The 17,100-nt window shown below is 68.6% G+C and carries 14 protein-coding genes; 6 read left to right on the forward strand and 8 right to left on the reverse strand.

The window, feature by feature from the left end:
• Positions 1-39: 39 nt before the first annotated feature.
• From FB461_RS08695 to FB461_RS08720, 6 genes are all read right to left on the reverse strand, one after another.
• Positions 40-2,340, reverse strand: coding sequence for a heavy metal translocating P-type ATPase (locus tag FB461_RS08695; protein ID WP_142121169.1), 2,301 nt, complete (start codon positions 2,338-2,340; stop codon positions 40-42).
• An 84-nt stretch (positions 2,341-2,424) separates the two neighbouring features.
• Positions 2,425-4,119 carry an FAD-dependent oxidoreductase gene (locus FB461_RS08700; RefSeq protein ID WP_142121171.1) on the reverse strand — a complete coding sequence of 565 codons (1,695 nt, stop codon included), beginning with the start codon at positions 4,117-4,119 and terminating at the stop codon, positions 2,425-2,427.
• The gene (locus FB461_RS08705) at positions 4,116-5,195 is read right to left on the reverse strand and encodes an FAD:protein FMN transferase (RefSeq protein WP_142121174.1); all 1,080 of its coding nucleotides are present in this window, start codon (positions 5,193-5,195) and stop codon (positions 4,116-4,118) included. The genes FB461_RS08700 and FB461_RS08705 overlap by 4 nt, the downstream gene beginning before the upstream one ends.
• 8 nt (positions 5,196-5,203) lie before the next feature.
• A complete protein-coding gene (locus tag FB461_RS08710; RefSeq protein ID WP_142121178.1) occupies positions 5,204-5,722 on the reverse strand; it encodes an FMN-binding protein in 519 nt (172 codons plus the stop codon).
• Positions 5,723-5,861: 139 nt separating this feature from the next.
• The gene (locus FB461_RS08715; RefSeq protein WP_142121181.1) at positions 5,862-6,317 is read right to left on the reverse strand and encodes a pyrimidine dimer DNA glycosylase/endonuclease V; all 456 of its coding nucleotides are present in this window, start codon (positions 6,315-6,317) and stop codon (positions 5,862-5,864) included.
• Positions 6,314-8,479 carry an MMPL family transporter gene (locus FB461_RS08720; protein WP_142121184.1) on the reverse strand — a complete coding sequence of 722 codons (2,166 nt, stop codon included), beginning with the start codon at positions 8,477-8,479 and terminating at the stop codon, positions 6,314-6,316. The genes FB461_RS08715 and FB461_RS08720 overlap by 4 nt, the downstream gene beginning before the upstream one ends.
• A gap of 100 nt (positions 8,480-8,579) precedes the next feature.
• Between FB461_RS08720 and purB the strand changes: the two genes are divergently transcribed.
• From purB to FB461_RS08740, 4 genes are all read left to right on the forward strand, one after another.
• Positions 8,580-10,052: an adenylosuccinate lyase gene (gene purB / locus FB461_RS08725; RefSeq protein ID WP_142121187.1), complete on the forward strand. Its 1,473-nt coding sequence runs from the start codon at positions 8,580-8,582 to the stop codon at positions 10,050-10,052.
• Between the two features lie 43 nt (positions 10,053-10,095).
• The gene (locus FB461_RS08730; RefSeq protein WP_142121190.1) at positions 10,096-10,407 is read left to right on the forward strand and encodes a heavy-metal-associated domain-containing protein; all 312 of its coding nucleotides are present in this window, start codon (positions 10,096-10,098) and stop codon (positions 10,405-10,407) included.
• A gap of 239 nt (positions 10,408-10,646) precedes the next feature.
• Complete coding sequence (locus tag FB461_RS08735) at positions 10,647-11,069, forward strand: Fur family transcriptional regulator (RefSeq protein WP_142121193.1); 423 nt, start codon at positions 10,647-10,649, stop codon at positions 11,067-11,069.
• Positions 11,070-11,139: 70 nt separating this feature from the next.
• Positions 11,140-12,588 (forward strand): catalase, encoded by a 1,449-nt coding sequence (locus FB461_RS08740; protein WP_142121196.1) that lies wholly within the window; start codon positions 11,140-11,142, stop codon positions 12,586-12,588.
• Positions 12,589-12,714: 126 nt separating this feature from the next.
• Here FB461_RS08740 and FB461_RS08745 read toward each other — a convergent pair whose 3' ends face one another.
• Positions 12,715-13,083: an SseB family protein gene (locus FB461_RS08745; protein WP_142121199.1), complete on the reverse strand. Its 369-nt coding sequence runs from the start codon at positions 13,081-13,083 to the stop codon at positions 12,715-12,717.
• 110 nt (positions 13,084-13,193) lie between these two features.
• Between FB461_RS08745 and FB461_RS08750 the strand changes: the two genes are divergently transcribed.
• Together FB461_RS08750 and FB461_RS08755 are read left to right on the forward strand one after the other, a co-directional pair.
• Entirely contained in the window at positions 13,194-13,958 is a 765-nt protein-coding gene (locus tag FB461_RS08750; protein ID WP_142121202.1) for a CPBP family intramembrane glutamic endopeptidase, read from the forward strand.
• 34 nt (positions 13,959-13,992) lie between these two features.
• Positions 13,993-16,500, forward strand: a complete 2,508-nt coding sequence (locus tag FB461_RS08755; protein ID WP_142121205.1) for a lysylphosphatidylglycerol synthase transmembrane domain-containing protein — start codon at positions 13,993-13,995, stop codon at positions 16,498-16,500.
• A gap of 129 nt (positions 16,501-16,629) precedes the next feature.
• Here FB461_RS08755 and FB461_RS08760 read toward each other — a convergent pair whose 3' ends face one another.
• Positions 16,630-16,911: an HU family DNA-binding protein gene (locus FB461_RS08760; RefSeq protein WP_142121207.1), complete on the reverse strand. Its 282-nt coding sequence runs from the start codon at positions 16,909-16,911 to the stop codon at positions 16,630-16,632.
• Positions 16,912-17,100: the final 189 nt, after the last annotated feature.

Below are 17,100 nucleotides of genomic sequence, written 5' to 3' on the forward strand. Positions count from 1 at the left end.
GTGCTGGGCGTCCTCATGCTCGTTCATATCTAGCAACCCCTACTCGAAGCGGCGCAGCCGCAGTGAATTTCCTACGACGAACACCGAGGAGAAAGCCATGGCGGCGCCCGCCAGCATCGGATTGAGCAGTCCGAGCGCCGCCAGCGGAATGGCCGCGGTGTTGTAGGCGAAGGCCCAGAACAGGTTCGTCTTGATGGTGCGAAGCGTCGCGCGCGAGAGCCGGATCGCGTCGGCGGCCACGCGCAGGTCCCCGCGCACGAGGGTCAGATCGGATGCGTGGATAGCCGCGTCCGTACCCGTGCCCATGGCCAGGCCAAGGTCGGCGGTGGCCAGTGCGGGCGCGTCATTGATGCCGTCGCCGATCATCGCGACGACGTGCCCCTCGGCTTGGAGCCGCTCGATGACGGCGACCTTGCCGGCGGGCAGGACGTCGGCGATGACCTCATCGATGCCCACCTGCGCCGCCACGGATCGGGCAACGGTGTCGTTGTCGCCCGTGAGTAGGATCGGCGTGAGCCCCAGTCCCGTCAACCGGGCGATGGCCGCGCCGCTCGTCTCCTTGACGGCATCCGCAATCACGATGACGCCCCGCACGCGGCCGTCCCAGCCGACTGCGATGACGGTAGATCCGAACTCCTGTGCGGTCCGGGCCCTGTCCCCAAGGTCGCCGGGCAGCGCCATCCCCTCCTGAGCCAGGAGCGACGGCCGCCCGACGATCACCGCGCGTCCCTCGACCACGCCGCGCACGCCCAGCCCTTCGAGATTGCGGAAGTCGGACACGGGCGGGAGCGACGGCGGGTCTGCGCCCGGATCCTGCGCTTCGCCCTGCGCTTCCGTCAGCGCCTCCCGGGCGCGATGCACCACCGCCTGCGCGATCGGGTGCTCGGACGCCGCCTCGAGCGCGCCGGCGACTCGCAGCAATTCGGTACGGTTCACGTCAGCGGCGGAGAACTCGTCCGTCACCGACATGCGGCCGGTCGTCACCGTGCCGGTCTTGTCGAGCACGATCGTGTCCACACGCCGGGTCGATTCCAGCACCTCGGGCCCCTTGATCAGGATGCCCATTCCGGCGCCGCGACCCGTGCCGACCAGGAGCGCCGTCGGGGTTGCGAGGCCGAGCGCGCAGGGGCACGCGATGATCAGCACGGCGACGGCAGCGGTGAAGGCGGAGGCAGCCGGATACCCGGCGGCGAGCCACGCGACGAGCGTGACGATAGCGATGCCCATCACTACGGGGACGAAGACGCCGGAGATGCGATCCGCGAGCCGCTGGATGTCGGCCTTCCCGGATTGCGCCTGCTCGACCATTCGCGCCATCTGGGCCAGTTGCGTGTGCTCGCCCACGCGCGCCGCGCGCACCACGAGCCTGCCCGATACGTTCACGGTGGCGCCGGTAACGGCGTCGCCGGGCCCGACGTCGACCGGCACGGGTTCGCCGGTCAGCATGGACGAGTCCACCGCCGACCCTCCCGCGATCACGATGCCGTCGGTCGCGATCTTCTCCCCGGGCCGGACGATGAACTCGTCCCCGACCGCGAGCTGCGCAGTCGGGATGAGGGTCTCGATCCCGTCGCGCAGCACCGAAACCCGCTTGGCGCCGAGGTCCAACAATTCGCGTAGCGCGGCCCCGGCCCGACGCTTGGAGCGCTTCTCGAAGTAGCGGCCGAGCAGGATGAAGGTGGTCACACCCGCGGCGACCTCGAGGTAAATGTTCGCCGCGCCGTCAGAGCGCTGCACGGTCAGCGAGAAGGCGTGGCGCATACCGGGCGCACCAGCCATGCCGAAGAACAGCGCGTACAGCGACCACACGAATGCCGCGAGGGTTCCCATCGAGATGAGCGTGTCCATGGTCGCCGCGCCGTGGCGCAGGTTGATCCAGGTCGCGCGGTGAATAGGCCACGCCGCCCACACGACGACCGGCGCGGCGAGCGTCAGCGAAAGCCACTGCCAGTTGTCGAACTGCAGCGCGGGGATCATCGACATCGCGATCACGGGAATGGCGAGCGCGGCCGAGACGATCACGCGGTGACGGAGGTCCGCGAGTTCCCGGTCCTGGGCCTGTTCGGCAGCGTTGGCGGGGGGATTTTCGGACGAGTTCTCCGTCGCGACCTGCGGAGCCGGCGGCAGTGTGGCCGTGTAGCCGGTGTCCTCGACGACCTTGATGAGCTCGGCTGGATCGATCTCGGCGGGGGCGGTGAGAGTGGCCTTCTCGGTGGCGTAGTTGACGGCGGCCTCGACCCCGTCCACGCGGTTGAGTTTCTTCTCGATGCGGTTGGCGCAGGAGGCACACGACATGCCGCCGATGTCGAACGTCAGATGCTGCAATGCCGGTTGCGCCATGCACCCAGCATACCCCCTAGGGGTATGTTTAGCCGGTGGCTGGTGGCCCGAGGTCTACGGCGAGCGGATCAACCGGGATTCGGGTCAGGCGCCGAAGAACTCGTCCCGCCGCACGCTCACCACACCGGCACGGCGCAGTTCGTGCGCCGTCGACCGCACCATCGCGGGCGGGCCCGACACGAAGGCGGAGCGCCAGACGACATCGCCCACGTGCTCGGCGAGGAGGTCGCTCGTGATGCGGCGGGACTCCACGATCGTCCACGTCGGATCGGATCTCTCCGCCAGCATCGCCCCGTCGAGACCAGATCCAGGATCCGTGACGAGCACGACCCGCACTCCGCTCGCGCGGAGCAGACCCTCGCCGAGCACCACGCCCGCCGAGCCGATCTGATACAGCACGACGATGTCCCGCCCGCCGCAGGAGGGGCCCAGGTCCGCCAGGAACGCCAGCAGCGGCGTGATGCCGATGCCGCCGCCGACCAGCAGCAACGGCGTCTCGCGCTCGAGTGGCAGGGTGAACGATCCGCCCGCCCGCGTGATTCGCACCCGGGTGCCGACCTCGGACGAGGCCAGCGCGCGCTTGAATCGGCTCGGGCGCGCTGGCAGCCTGGTCAGGACGGTGAGCTCGCCAGGCGCGCTGTCCCCGTAGCGGGGAACGCGATCGCCGGGCACGGTCATCCTGCCCCTGATCGGCGTGAAAATGCGCCTGGCGCCCCGCCGATCGAATCCGCCGCGCGCGAGTTGCACCTCGACCCACTGACCGGGATCGAGTGCCAAGTCCCGGTCTGGCAGCAGCGTTACACCCAGCACGCCCCGACCGGCACCGGAGTCGGCCGCCGCGCCGGATCGCGCCACCACGCGGGCCCAGGTCGCGCGCGGCCTGCCCAGCGCGAACGCGATGACGTTTCCGGCGATCAGCACGAGTTCGGGAGAGGTGACGATGTGCACCGCGCCCAGGTCCACGCGTACCGGGAGGGCAATCGCCGCAATCATCGCGGTGCCCGCCACCCACCGGTGCCACACGCGCCGGGGTGCCGTCATCGGCTCGGTGACCATGAAGGCGGCCCAGAACAGCCAGGGATAGGACAGCAGCGCCGTGCGCGCGGCCTCCTGGACCGCCACGCCGTCGCCGATCAGGGTCACCGTTGTCACGGCGGTCGCAGCGAGCCACATCGACGCGGCGAACCGCAGCGTCCCGCTGCGCCGCGTCACCGCCAGGGCCGCGAGAATCACCGGGATGATGAGGATGGACGATCCCACCCACCAGATCACGGCAGCCTTGCCCGTGACCGCAAGCACGACGGCGCCCACGGCTGCCGGGTTGAAGATGTGCGCCCCGCGCCAGACAGCCAAGTACTTCGAGGCCGCAGCGATGGCCGCGCCAGCGGCGTACCAGGCGAGGGTAGCGGGATCGGTCGAAGGCCAGAAGAGGAAGAACAGCAAAAGCGCGGTGATAAGGGCGGATTCGGGTAGTGGTCGACGTCGCACGACGAAGCCGCCCAGCCAAGTCACTGCCACGCTGACGACGATCAGCACACCAAGCGTTGCGAGCATCGCCACCGGGTCGAACGGCAACTCGTCCGCGGCGGCCAGGGCGATGGCAATGGCCGCCAGTGCGGCCAGGAGCACCAGGGTCAGCCGGTGCATGGACTGGCGAGCCAGGAGGTCATCGGCGGCGCTCAGCCAACGTCGCCCCGCGTCCGCGAGTCGCCGGTCAGACGGGAGTGCCGCGCCCGCCGCCGCGACAGGGCGAGAGTCGGCCGCCTCAAGTTCAGTCATGACAAGTCCTCCACGGTGAAGTTGGCGGACCAGATCGCTCGGCGGTCCGCGTCGAAACTCATCGCGGCGCAGCCGAGCTCCGCGGCCACGAGCGCCGGATCGGCGAAGAAGAGCGCCGTCGTCGCGCCGTCGGCGATCATGGCCGACGATGCCATCGCCCAGGTGGCCAGGGGTGGCCGCGCATTCACCATCGGTGACCCTGCGACGCGTGGCGATCCGGCGTCCACGCTCGCCGGGCGCGCACTCGATCTCGTCGACACGTTTGGCCGCGTCAGGCCGGAGGCGGCGGGCAGCGTCGCTACAGTTCCGCCGAACGATCCTGCCGCCATTGCGGCGCGATCCCCAATGGGAAGCCCGGTGGCCGCATCGAGAATATGGTGCATGCCGCCTGCCCAGCGGCGCCGGTTCGGCGCCGAGCCCGCCAGTGCAGGCCACTCGCCGTCGCTACGGCCAGCCCCGCCATTCAGCTCGACAACGCCGATCACGCGACCGGTATCTGCGGGATCCTCCAGCCCCACGCGGAGCGGCTGTACCAGCGACCCGACGACCCGCATGTCACCGCCCGCGTCGACGACCGCGCCGCCCGCAAGGGGGGCGTCATCGGCGTCGGAATCGGCCGAGGCCAGCACGCCGGCGACCAGGTCAACGAGTTGGCCCTTGCCCGCGGCACCCACGTCGATCAACACTCCGGGCTCGCTACGGAGGACTCGTCCATCCAACTCCACGAAGTCCGCGAAAGCCGGGGCCGCCACGGGTTCGCCGACCGGCCGCAACGTGTACCGCGCGTCGTACCCGAGAGCCTCAAGCGAGCGCCCGATCAGCGGATTGACGGCCCCGCCCGTCAGGTCCCCGAGCCGGTGATAGAGCTCGAAGAGCTCGCCCGCGTAGGGCGGAACCTCGATCTCGCCCGCGCCCGCCGCGAGCGCGGTCACGGCCGAATCGGGCCGGAAACGGGAGAATGTCCGGTCGTATTCGTCGATGACGGCGTGGATGCGCGCCAGGATCTCGGGCGCGATCGGGCGCGGCGTGGACAGCTCCCACCGCGTGCCGATGGCTTCGAATCCCAGCGAGTGCACGGCGTTCCTCAGGCGCCGGCCTCGGCGGCGATCTCGTCGAGGGCGGCGTTGAAGCCCTGCGAGGTCAGGGACGAGCCGGAAACCTTCGACACCTTCGCGTCGGCGAGCGCCTTGCCGACCACCTGATCGGCGACGTTGGCCGCGAAGTCCTCCTGGAAGGCCTGCGAGGTGGCGTCCGAGGCTTGCGGCGTGACCTCGACTGCGGTGATCACGCCGTTATCGAGCGTCACGGAAACCGCAACCTCCTGCTGGCCACCCGGGCTGCGATAGCCGCCGGTCGCCGAGTAGGTTCCCGACGCCGAGGATGCCGCCGAGCCGTCTGCGGCGGGGTCCTCGGCGCCGGCGCTGAGGGAATCGTCCGGCGTGCTCGCCTCATCCGTCGGGGCGGTGCTGGCGGGGTCCTGGGGCGCCGAGGAACTTTCGCCGCCGTCGGAGCATGCGCTCAGGGCGGTGAGGACGAGTGCCGCCACGGCCGTTGTCTTGGCCGCCGTGCGGCGCGTGCGGACGAGGTCTGTGGGCGTGCGCATGGTGGGCCTTCCGGTCGCTGCGAGATCCGCCCCTCCTCACCGGCGCGATGCGGGTGGGCCGACCGATCCCTCGTTCAGGATCTAACGGTCACGTTACCGACCAAAGCGGACAGTTTCCGTGGAGTCCGCTGTGAAGCGGCTATGCCGCGCGTTCCCAGGGTTCGACACCGCCCGGCACCGCGGTGAAGATCGGATGGACCGGTAGGGGGCGTCCCTGCGTGACGGATTCGTGCACCCGCGCCGTCGCGACCGGCAGCCAGTCGATGCTGCGAACCGCCAGCTTCGCCTGGAGATGCGTCCATTCGAAGGCCAACTGATCGGTCGTGACGTCGATGTTCACGTCCGGCGCGACGCGTTCTATGCGGGAATCGTCGAACGAGTAGCCTCGCCGGTCCGCCTCAAGCCGGATTCCGCGAAGGTACGCACCCACGGCCGCAGCCGGATCGGCTTGCAGCTTGAAGCGGATCAGTTGCGGATGATTGGTGTACCCCCGGGTGCGGCCCAGCAATACCGCCTGCGCCAGCAGCGCCTCGCGCCAGCAGGCCACCAGCGCCTGCCGATCGAGTAGCTCCGGGGCGAGGCTCCACATCCTCATGCCGACCCTCCTTCAGCGGTCCGCTCGCGCATGAGCCGAGACGGCCACCAGATGCGCGAGCCGATGTCCAACGCCAGCGCCGGCACAAGTAACGTCCGCACCACGAAAGTGTCGAGAAGCACCCCGAACGCGACGATGAAGGCGAGTTGCGCCAGGAACAGGATCGGGATGACCGCGAGCGCGGCGAAGGTGGCGGCCAGGACGATCCCGGCCGACGTGATGACGCCGCCGGTGACCGCGAGGCCGCGCAGTACGCCGTCTCGCGTGCCGTGCCTGATCGATTCCTCGCGAACGCGGGTCATGAGGAAGATGTTGTAGTCGATGCCGAGCGCGACCAGGAACACGAATCCGAAGAGCGGCACTGCGGGATCCGCGCCCGGCATGCCGAAGACATGGTTGAACATCAGAGCGGACACGCCCATCGCCGTCCCGAACGACAGCGCGGTCGTGATGATCAGCAGCACCGGCGCCAGGACCGCCCGCAGCAGGAGCATCAGGATCAGCAGGATCACGACCAGCACGATGGGGATGATGAGGGTCCGATCGCGGATCGCGGCATCGTTCGTGTCGAGGGCCGCCGCGGTCACTCCGCCCACGAGTGTCCCCGGCGCGACGCGATGGAACTCGCTGCGCAGATCGCGTACCGCCTGTTCGGCCGCGGCGGAATCGGCCGCATGGCGAAGCGTCGCCTGCAACAGCATGCGCCCATCGACGACGGTCGCTGCTGCACCGTCGCCTTGTTGGTCGTCTGCGCCGTCGGCGTCGAGGGCAACCTGCCCGCTGGGCGAATCTGACGACGCAGCAGTCACGGATGCGACATCCGCCGATTCGGCCAGTACCGCGGCGACGGCGGGAAACTCGTCCTCAGGAACCAACACGAGCGCAGGGGATCCCGACCCGGGCGCGAAGTGCTCACCCAAGGCGGCCTGCCCATCGCGCGCGCTCGATGCTGTCAGCACGAGCTCGGACTGCGGGACTCCGCTCGCGCGGAAGCCGGTCGCGGCGACCGCCCCGAGCAGGAGCACCACCGTGACGCCAGCCCACGTCAAGCGCGGGCGGCGCGCAACCAGTCGTCCGACCTTGACCCACAGGCCGCGGCGCAGGTGCTCGTCGCCCTCTCCAATCGCGGTCGGGGCGAACCGGGGTACGCGCGGCCAGAACGCGAACCGGCCGAGCAGCAACGTCAGCGAGGGCAGCAGGGTGAGCGCGGAGATCATTGCCGCGACGATGCCGATGGCGGCGACCGGCCCGAGCGTGCTGTTCGACTTCAGGTCGGACAGCAGCAGGCACAGGAGTCCCGCGATCACCGTCCCGCCGGATGCGGCGATCGGCTCCACCACGCCGCGCCAGGCGCGCCTGGTTGCCGCCAGGGGCGCGCGCACCTCGCGCAGCTCCTCGCGGTAGCGCGCCACATAGAGCAGCGAGTAGTCGGTCGCGGCTCCGATCACGAGGATGAACAGGATGCCCTGCGTCTGACCGCTCAGCAGGATCACGTCCGCCTTGGCGAGGTAGAAGACGGTCGCGAGCGCGGCGCACAGCGCGAAGACCGAGGTGATCAGGACTACGAAGGGGAGCAGCAGCGACCGGTAGACCAGAAGCAGGATCGCCAGCACCGCCACGAGCGCCACGAGCAGGAGCAGGCCGTCGATCCCCGCGAATGCCCCACCGAGGTCGGCGGCGAAGCCCGCCGGTCCGGTCACGTACGCGTCGAGCCCCGCGGGCAGATCCTGCTCCAGTGCGGCACGAATCGCCTCGACCACGGTCGCGACTTCCGTATCGGAGTCGACGGACAGGAAGGCCTGCACTGCCCGCCCGTCCTCGGACGGGATCGCCGGGGAGTCCGCCAGCACGCCGGGCACCTCGGCGGCTGCCGCGAGCGCGCTGTCGGCCGCGGCCAGTCCCGCGCCGGCGAGGGGCTCGCTGGCCGCGATCACCACGACGGCGGGCACGCCGCCATCCCCGGCGAAGTCGGTCAGATGCCGGCTGACCTGGGTGGATTCCGCTGAGGAGGGCAGGTAGGCGGTGGAATCGTTGGACGAGACCTCCGACACTTTGCCGAAAAGCGGTCCGCCGATGCCGGCCGCGGTCAACCACGCCACGACGATCAGGGCCGGAATCATGGTTCGCAGCCATCGCTTGCCTCGTGTTGCACCGGGAGTCATTCGCCGCCTCGTTCAGTAGCCTGCAGGCAATAGTATCGGCGGCCCCGACATTCGGCCCAGCGGCGCGATCGCCCTTATGGCCGCATGGGAGAATACAGTCATGCCCGATTCTTCAGCCGCATCGACTCCTGAACGCGTCTCGCTTGCGAGCGCCGAACCTGCCATCGCACTCGGCCCCCTGGACGGCCGTTACCGTTCGACCATCGCACCCCTCGTCGACTACCTTTCCGAGGCCGCTCTCAACCGTGAGCGGATCCACGTCGAGGTCGAGTGGCTCATCGCGCTGACCGGGGCCATCACCGGCGGCGAGCCCGTCGTACCCGGTGCTCCCACCCTCACCGAGGACGAGATCGCCTACCTGCGCGCGATCCCCGCCACCTTCGGCGCCAGTGAGATAGCGGAACTGGCTGAGATCGAGCGAGAGACCGTGCACGACGTCAAGGCCGTCGAGTACTTCATCAAGCGGCGACTGGCCGCCGCCCCCGAGCACCTCGGCGAGGGCACGTCGCTGCCCGGGGCCGCCGAACTCGTGCACTTCGCCTGCACCTCCGAGGACATCAACAACCTGTCATACGCGCTCATGGTGCGCGGCGCCGTCACCGGCGCGTGGCTGCCCGCCGCGAACGCGCTGGCTGATCAGCTCGCCGCGATGGCTCACGAGCACGCCGCCGTCCCCCTGCTGGCGCTCACGCACGGCCAGCCGGCGACGCCCACCACGCTCGGCAAGGAACTCGGCGTGCTCGCGCACCGCCTACGCCGCCAACTACGGCGCATCGACGCTGCCGAGTACCTGGGCAAGCTCAACGGCGCGACCGGCACGTTCGGCGCGCACACGGCCGCGGTCCCCGGGGCGAACTGGCCTGCCGTGTCGCGCGCCTTCGTGGAGCACCTGGGCCTGACGTGGAACCCGCTCACCACGCAGATCGAGTCCCACGATTGGCAGGCGGAACTGTACTCCGACATCGCCCGGTTCAACCGCGTGCTGCACAACCTCGCCACGGACGTGTGGACGTACATCTCACTCGGGGTGTTCAAGCAGATCCCGGTTCCGGGCGCGACGGGATCGTCCACGATGCCGCACAAGGTGAACCCGATCCGCTTCGAGAACGCCGAGGCCAACCTCGAGATCTCCTCGGCGCTGCTCGACACGCTCGCCTCGACCCTCGTGACCTCGCGCCTGCAGCGCGACCTGACCGACTCGACAACGCAGCGCAACATCGGCCCCGCGTTCGGGCACTCCCTGCTGGCGATCGACAACGTCGCCAAAGGCCTGAGCCGGCTCGCCGTGGACACGGACGTGACCGCCGGCATCCTCGACCGCAACTGGGAGGTGCTCGGTGAGGCCATCCAGTCCGCCATGCGCGCCGCCGGCATCGCTGGCACCCCGGGAATGGAGAACCCTTACGAACGGTTGAAGGAATTGACGCGCGGCCACCGCATCGGTGCCGAGGACCTGCGAGCATTCGTCGCCACGCTCGGCCTGCCGGCCGATGTCGAGGCCAGGATCGCCGCACTGACTCCCGGCACGTACGTGGGACTCGCCGAGTCGCTCGTCAAGACTTACCTCGACTGATGCATCGGCCGCACGGCGGCCGATCGAACCCCTAGGAGTGAACATGACCACCACCACGCTCAAGGTCAACGGAATGACCTGCGGCCACTGCGTGAACGCGGTGACGACCGAACTCAGCGCTCTCGATGGCGTGTCCGAGGTCAAGGTCGACCTGTCCGCAGGCCAGACGTCGACGGTGACCGTGACGTCCGGAGCCGCGCTCAGCGATGACGAGATCGCCGCCGCCATCGACGAGGCCGGCTACAGCCTGGCCGAGCCCGTCAAGGCGAGCGGCCCGAACTTCATATCGCTCACCTCCGCCGACGCCGAGCCCGCCGGTGGCTGCGGTTGCGGCGGATGCGGCTGCGGGGCGTAACTCCCTTCGCGCGTAAGAACACCGGTTAGGGTGGCTCAGCACCCGATATATGGCGCGCTGAGCAACCCTAACCGGCGCTTCCCGGACGTAGATGGGCCCCACGCCCGGCGCTTCCCGGACGTAGATGGGCCCCGCGCCCGGCGCTTCCCGGACGTAGATGGGCCCCGCGCCCGGCGGGACACCATCCGCCTGTCGAGTCTTTTTTGAATCATTCAAAATAACCGGGTAAGGTGAGTGCCATGGATACCGATCTCGAGACCGCGGTGCGCAACGCCGGGCTGCGGGTCACGGCCGGTCGCATCGCAGTGCTGGACGCCTTGGCGAGCCTGCCCCACGCGAACGCCGACCTGGTCTTTCGAGAGGTCTCCCGGACGTTGCCGACCACGTCGATTCAGTCGGTGCACAACGTTCTCGCTGATCTGACCGGAGCGGGCCTGGTCCGCCGCATCGAACCGGCCGGATCTGCAGCCCTCTATGAGCGGCGCGTCGGCGACAACCATCACCACCTGGTCTGCACCCGCTGTGGTGCTGTGACCGACGTGGATTGCGTCGTCGGCGAATCGCCGTGCCTCACCCCCTCGAATACAAGCGGATACATCGTGAACGTCGCCGAGGTCACGTTCTGGGGCCTATGCCCCGCGTGCCAGGCGGCTCCGGCCTGACATCGCCTCCCCCACCCGTCTGCGTTGCGGATGGGTTGCGTCGTCATGCCCGAATCTGGAAGGAAGCAGCATGTCCACACCCCCCACCACGTCCCAGTTCGGAGCGCCCGTCGCGAGCGACGACCACTCGCTGACCGCCGGCCCGGACGGCGCCACCGCGCTGCATGACCGGTACCTGGTCGAGAAACTCGCGCAGTTCAATCGCGAACGGACCCCCGAGCGCGTCGTGCACGCCAAGGGCGGCGGAGCGTTCGGCGAGTTCCGGGTCACCGGCGACGTATCCGCATACACGCGCGCGGCTGTATTCCAGCCCGGGGCCGTCACGGAGTCGCTCCTGCGGTTCTCGTCCGTCGCCGGCGAGCAGGGCTCACCCGACACCTGGCGCGACGTGCGCGGCTTCGCGCTCAAGTTCTACACGACCGAGGGCAACCTCGACATCGTCGGCAACAATACACCTGTCTTTTTCATCCGCGACGCCATGAAGTTCCCCGACTTCATCCACTCGCAGAAGCGCCTGCCAGGCTCAGGACTGCGAGACGCCGACATGCAGTGGGACTTCTGGACGCTGTCGCCGGAATCCGCCCACCAGGTCACCTACCTCATGGGCGACCGCGGACTGCCCACGTCGTGGCGCCACATGCAGGGCTACGGCTCGCACACGTACCAGTGGATCAACGCCGACGGCGAGCGCTTCTGGGTCAAGTACCACTTCGCCTCGCGCCAGGGCGTCGAGCCGCTGGCCGCGGACGAGGCAGAGCGCATCGCGGGGGCGGATGCCGATCACTACCGCCGCGACCTGTACGACGCGATCGCGCAGGGCGACTTCCCATCCTGGGACCTGAGCGTTCAGGTCATGCCCTACGCCGACGCCAAGACCTACCGCTTCAACCCGTTCGACCTGACCAAGGTGTGGCCGCACGGGGACTACCCGCGGATCCCGGTCGGCACCCTCACGCTGAACCGCAACCCCGAGAACTTCTTCGCACAGATCGAGCAGGCCGCCTTCTCGCCCGCGAACACGGTCCCGGGCGTGGACATCAGCCCCGACAAGATGCTCATGGCCCGTGTCTTCAGTTACCCCGACGCGCAGCGCTACCGAATCGGCACCAACCACGCCGAGGTGCCGGTCAACGCGCCGCACGCCGCACCCGTGCACAACTACTCCCAGGACGGCGCCGGGCGCCACGGCTTCAAGCCGGCGACCGCACCGGTCTACGCACCGAACTCGTTCGGCGGTCCGGTCGCGGACCCCGTCGCAGCGGGCGACGGGGGCTGGGAGAGCGACGGCGAACTCGTGCGCACCGCCGCGACCCTGCACGCCGAGGATGACGACTTCGGCCAGGCCGGAACGCTCTACCGTGACGTCTTCTCGGACGGGGAGAAGACCCGGTTCGTGCAAACCCTGACCGGCCAGGCTCAATCGATCACCGTCCCGGCGATCCGTGAGCGGTTCTTCCAGTACTGGACCAACGTGGACGCCGCACTCGGCGCGACGCTCAGACAGTCGGCCGGCGCGTAGGTAGGAAGCCGGCGCGTAGGCAATCGGCGCAGCCCGCTCAGGCGGGGGGCAAGCGACGAGGGGCCGGACCCGGGCAGATGCCGGGTCCGGCCCCTCGTCAGGTCACGCGGGACAACAGGCGCTGGCCTACAGGCCCTCTTCGGTGAGGATCTGGCGCAACGTCTGCGAGCCGACGGAGAATCCCAGTTCCGCATTGGGGTTGATCACGAGCCCCCAGTCGGACGGCAGGTTACGTAGGACGGTTCCCAGCACGGGGTTGATGTAGTTCTTCTCCGGGAGAACCGCGCGCGCCTGCTCCTCGGACGTGAAAACCCGCACATACGGCTTGGACTCCACTCGAACCGTCCGGATCTGCGGTCCCTCCCCGTTGTCACCCTGCGATACGGGCACCCAGGCGGTGGATCGCACGAGCGCGCGAAGGAAGGTTCCGATGTCCAGCCGGTCTTCGTTGGCGTCCCTGAGCATCTCCTCGAGGTCGTTCGACGGGAAAGTCATAGCTGCATTGCTCCTTCAGTTCTTCCCTTGAGCCAGGGCTACCCAAAGAATAGCCGCCGCGGCGCTACGGTGAAAGATCGAGTTCGATCCAAACACGAGCGGAGGGACGCATGTCCGCAAGCGAACGGTGGACCAGGCGTGAGATCGTCATCGTCCTCGCACTGAGCCTCGGCCAGTCGGCCGTTTACTCGATTGTGAGCCTCGTCGCCCGGCTTACGGCACCGACGGCGTTGGGTGACCAATCGACGACGATTAACTCGTCCATGTCCGATCGCCCATGGCTCGATCTCACCTACCAGCTGCTCGCAATCGGCTTCGCGCTCGTGCCGATGTTGCTCGCTCTCTATCTGCTGGGCGTGGCCGGGCGGGCACCGCGGGCGATCGGCTTCGACCTGACCCGGCCGTGGCGCGACGCCTGGCATGGGGTAGGGCTCGCCGCGCTGATCGGGGTGCCGGGCATTGGCCTGTATGTTCTTGGACGAGCCCTGGGAATCACCGTGGAGATTCAGGCGGCCACGCTGAACGCACTGTGGTGGACGATGCCCATCCTAATCCTGCGAGCGGTGATGAATGCGCTGCTCGAGGAGGTCATCGTTGTCGGGTACCTCACAACGCGGCTGCGCGATCTGCGCTGGTCCACGCCCGCGATCCTGCTCGCCTCGTCCCTGCTGCGCGGCACCTACCACCTGTATCAGGGCATCGGGCCGTTCATCGGAAACGTTGCGATGGGGCTGATCTTCACGGGGTACTTCCTGTGGCGCAAGGGCGGACGGATCATGCCGCTGGTGGTGGCGCACACCATCTTGGACGTCGTGGCATTCGCGGGATACCAGTTCCTTCCCGACTCGTGGCTCGCCGCTCTCGGGATTTCGTAGGACGAACGAGGCGCCACTCGCCTAGAATCCCCCTATGACTGTGGACGCCGATGACGCACGTAGCGTTCGCATTCTCGAAGACGACACCCCCACGCAGTTGCGCCATCCCCGGGATGTCCTGGGAATCGTGCTGTGCGCTGCTGGAATCGCCCTGATGTTCGTGCTGGCCGTCTACGCCCACGGCACGACACAGGGCATCGCGGAGGACGTCCGCGACGCATCCACCCCCATCATGCGGATGCTCTCGATCCCGGTGCGCCTGTTGGAACTGACCGTGATCATCGGTGGGCCAATCGCGGTGCTGGGAGAACTGCTGTTCGGCCGCGCGATCCGGCAGGCGGCGCTGTCCCTGATGGCGACGCTCGTTGGTGCGGCCGCTGGCATCGCGGCGATCTGGGCGGTCACGGAATTCGCCTCCACGCAGATGCTCATCGGCCTCTCGGTCTTCCAGAACGGTGCGCGAATCGTCGCCATTCCCGTCTACGTCGCCTCGCTGTGCGCGATGCTGACGATGGCCGGACCACGGATGAGACGGCGAACCGTCCGCTGGACGTGGAACCTGCTGTGGGTCGCCCTCGCGCTCGTCCTGATCGGCGGCCAGGTGACGATCCCGGGGGTGGGCCTGGCGCTCCTGCTGGGCCGTATCGCGGGCCTCGCCATCCGTTACGCGGCGGGAATGAAATCGCAGCGCGCGTACGGCACTGCGCTCGTCGACGCCGTTCGCCGGGCCGGGTTCGAGCCCACAGCCATCGCCCGGGTCCGGGATCCCGAGGACGAGTCCACCGTCACCCCCGACCTCCATCTGCACAGCGAACCGCCCACGACGACGGTGGCCATCGCCAGGTCGGCGACCGACCCGGCATCCCGCGCGATCGCCCGGCAATCACGGCAGCGCGTGTATGCGATGTCGACGCAGGACGGTCCGCGCCTCGATGTCGTGGTGCTGGACGGCGACCAGCAGGTGATAGGCCTGGTCGAGAGCCTGTGGCAGTCGATTCGCATGCGCGGCCTAGAGGGGCGATCCGCGCGTTCGCTACGCGCCGTCGCCGAACGCGCCGCGCTGACGTCCTATGCGGCAGAGTCGGCGGGCGTACGAGTTCCGCGCCTGCGCGGCGTCGCGTCGGCCGGGGATTCCATGCTGCTCATCCAGGAACATGCCAGCGGAGCGGTTCCCTGGCGCGATCTCGAGCAGGAGGACGTGTCCGATCGGGTCCTGGCCGAACTCTGGCGCCAGATCCGCCGCGCTCACCGCCACGGACTCTCGCACCGCCAGCTGACGGACGACACGATCCTCGTGCGCACCGACACCGAGGACAGGCCGACCGTCTGGCTCACGGGGTGGGAGGCGGGGGTCGTGGCCGCCAGCGAACTCTCGTGCAGCCTGGACCTCGCGCAGATCCTCGCGCTGATCGCCCTCCGCGTCGGGCCGGAACGGGCAGTGCGTTCGGCTGTCCTCGCCGGCGTCGACGTCGCGAGCATCGGCCCACTCATCCAGGCCCCGACGCTACCGGCGAGCACGCGCGCGCAGGTCAGGGCCGACAAGAAGGTCCTCAGCGCGTTGCGGGAGGAGGTCACCGCGCAGTTGCCGGATGCCGACATCGAGCCCCTGCAACTCACTCGCTTCTCGGCTCGTCGAATCATCATGTCGGCGCTGACGGTCGTGGCGCTCTTCGTCGTGATGACCTCGGTCGGCCTCGACGAGATCAAGGACGCGTTCGTGCAGGCCAACCCGTGGTGGCTGGCCGCCGCGATAGCGTTCGGCATACTGCCGTGGATCGGCTCATCGGTATCGCTGGCCGCGTTCTCGCCGGTCAGGATTAAGTTCTGGCGCGTCTTCCAGACGCAGGTCGCCGCATCGTTCGTAACGCTCGCGGCGCCAGCCGGGATCGGGCCGGCCGTGCTCAATATGCGGCTGCTCACGACGCGCAAGGTGACGACATCGCTCGCGATGGCGACGGTGTCGCTGGTGCAGGTGACGCAGGTTGTCGTGACCGTCGCGATCCTGCTGGTGATCGTCCTCATCAGCGGCGATCGGTCAGCGCTGCGAGCGCTCCCGTCGGCGTCCGTGGTCGCCACGGTCGTGGGCGTGATTATCGTCGTAGTGATCCTGCTACTCGTGCCCAAGGTGCGTAAGTGGGTCGCGGCGAAGACAGTGCCCACTCTCAAGCAGATCTGGCCGCGCCTGAGCGAGGTGATCTCGCAGCCGCAGCGCATCCTGCTCGGCCTCGCGGGAAACGGGGCCATGACTATCGGCTACGTGCTGACCTTCGATGCGGTGCTGCAGGCGTTCGGCCAGCATGTCTCGCTCGTCGACGCGGCGGTGGTCTACCTGGTCGGCAATACCGTCGGTGCGGCCGTCCCCACGCCCGGTGGCGTAGGCGCTATCGAGTTCGCCCTGGTCACGGGCCTGACCACGACCGCGGGCGTTCCCGCATCTATAGCGACGTCCGCCGTGGTCCTCTTCCGCGTGGTGACCTACTGGGGGCGCATCCCGTTCGGCTGGCTGGCCATGCAGCGCCTCCAGCGAACGGGCATGGTGTAACGCTCTCCTGGCCTGCCCTCGCGGCGAAGAACGCTATACCCGGACACAAAAAGGCCCGGAACCAGTCTCACAACCGGTTCCGGGCCCCAGGGTCACCGCGAGGCGGTTTGCCTAAGCTCTAGGAGAAGATCACGCGGAGGCGGCCTTCTTCAGCAGGCTGCCGGCGGTCAGCTTGACGCCGAAGCCAGCGGGGATGGCGATCTCCTCGCCGGTGCGCGGGTTGCGGCCGGTACGAGCGGCACGCTCGACGCGCTCAACGGCGAGCAGGCCGGTGAGCTTGACGCCCTCGCCACTGGCGACCGACTCTAGCAGGACCTCCTGGAGGGCCGAGAGAGCCTCGTCTGCCTGGGCCTTGGTCAGGCCCGACTTGCCAGCAATGGCGGAGATGACGTCCGAACGGTTGAGCGACATAGTTTTCCCTTCTCACGGGTGACGGGCGGTGTGCCCGGCAGGTCATGAAGTGCGGCGCAGCCGCATTGCGTCCACAACGATACGGTATCTAGCCGAAGATCGCTGCCATTCCCGCGAAGTTGCGCCAGATTGTGGACATTCTCACCACATCAGCAACACCCATAACATGCGCATCGCCGCGCCGCAGTA

The organism is Rarobacter faecitabidus (assembly GCF_006716265.1).
GTDB lineage: Bacteria > Actinomycetota > Actinomycetes > Actinomycetales > Cellulomonadaceae > Rarobacter > Rarobacter faecitabidus.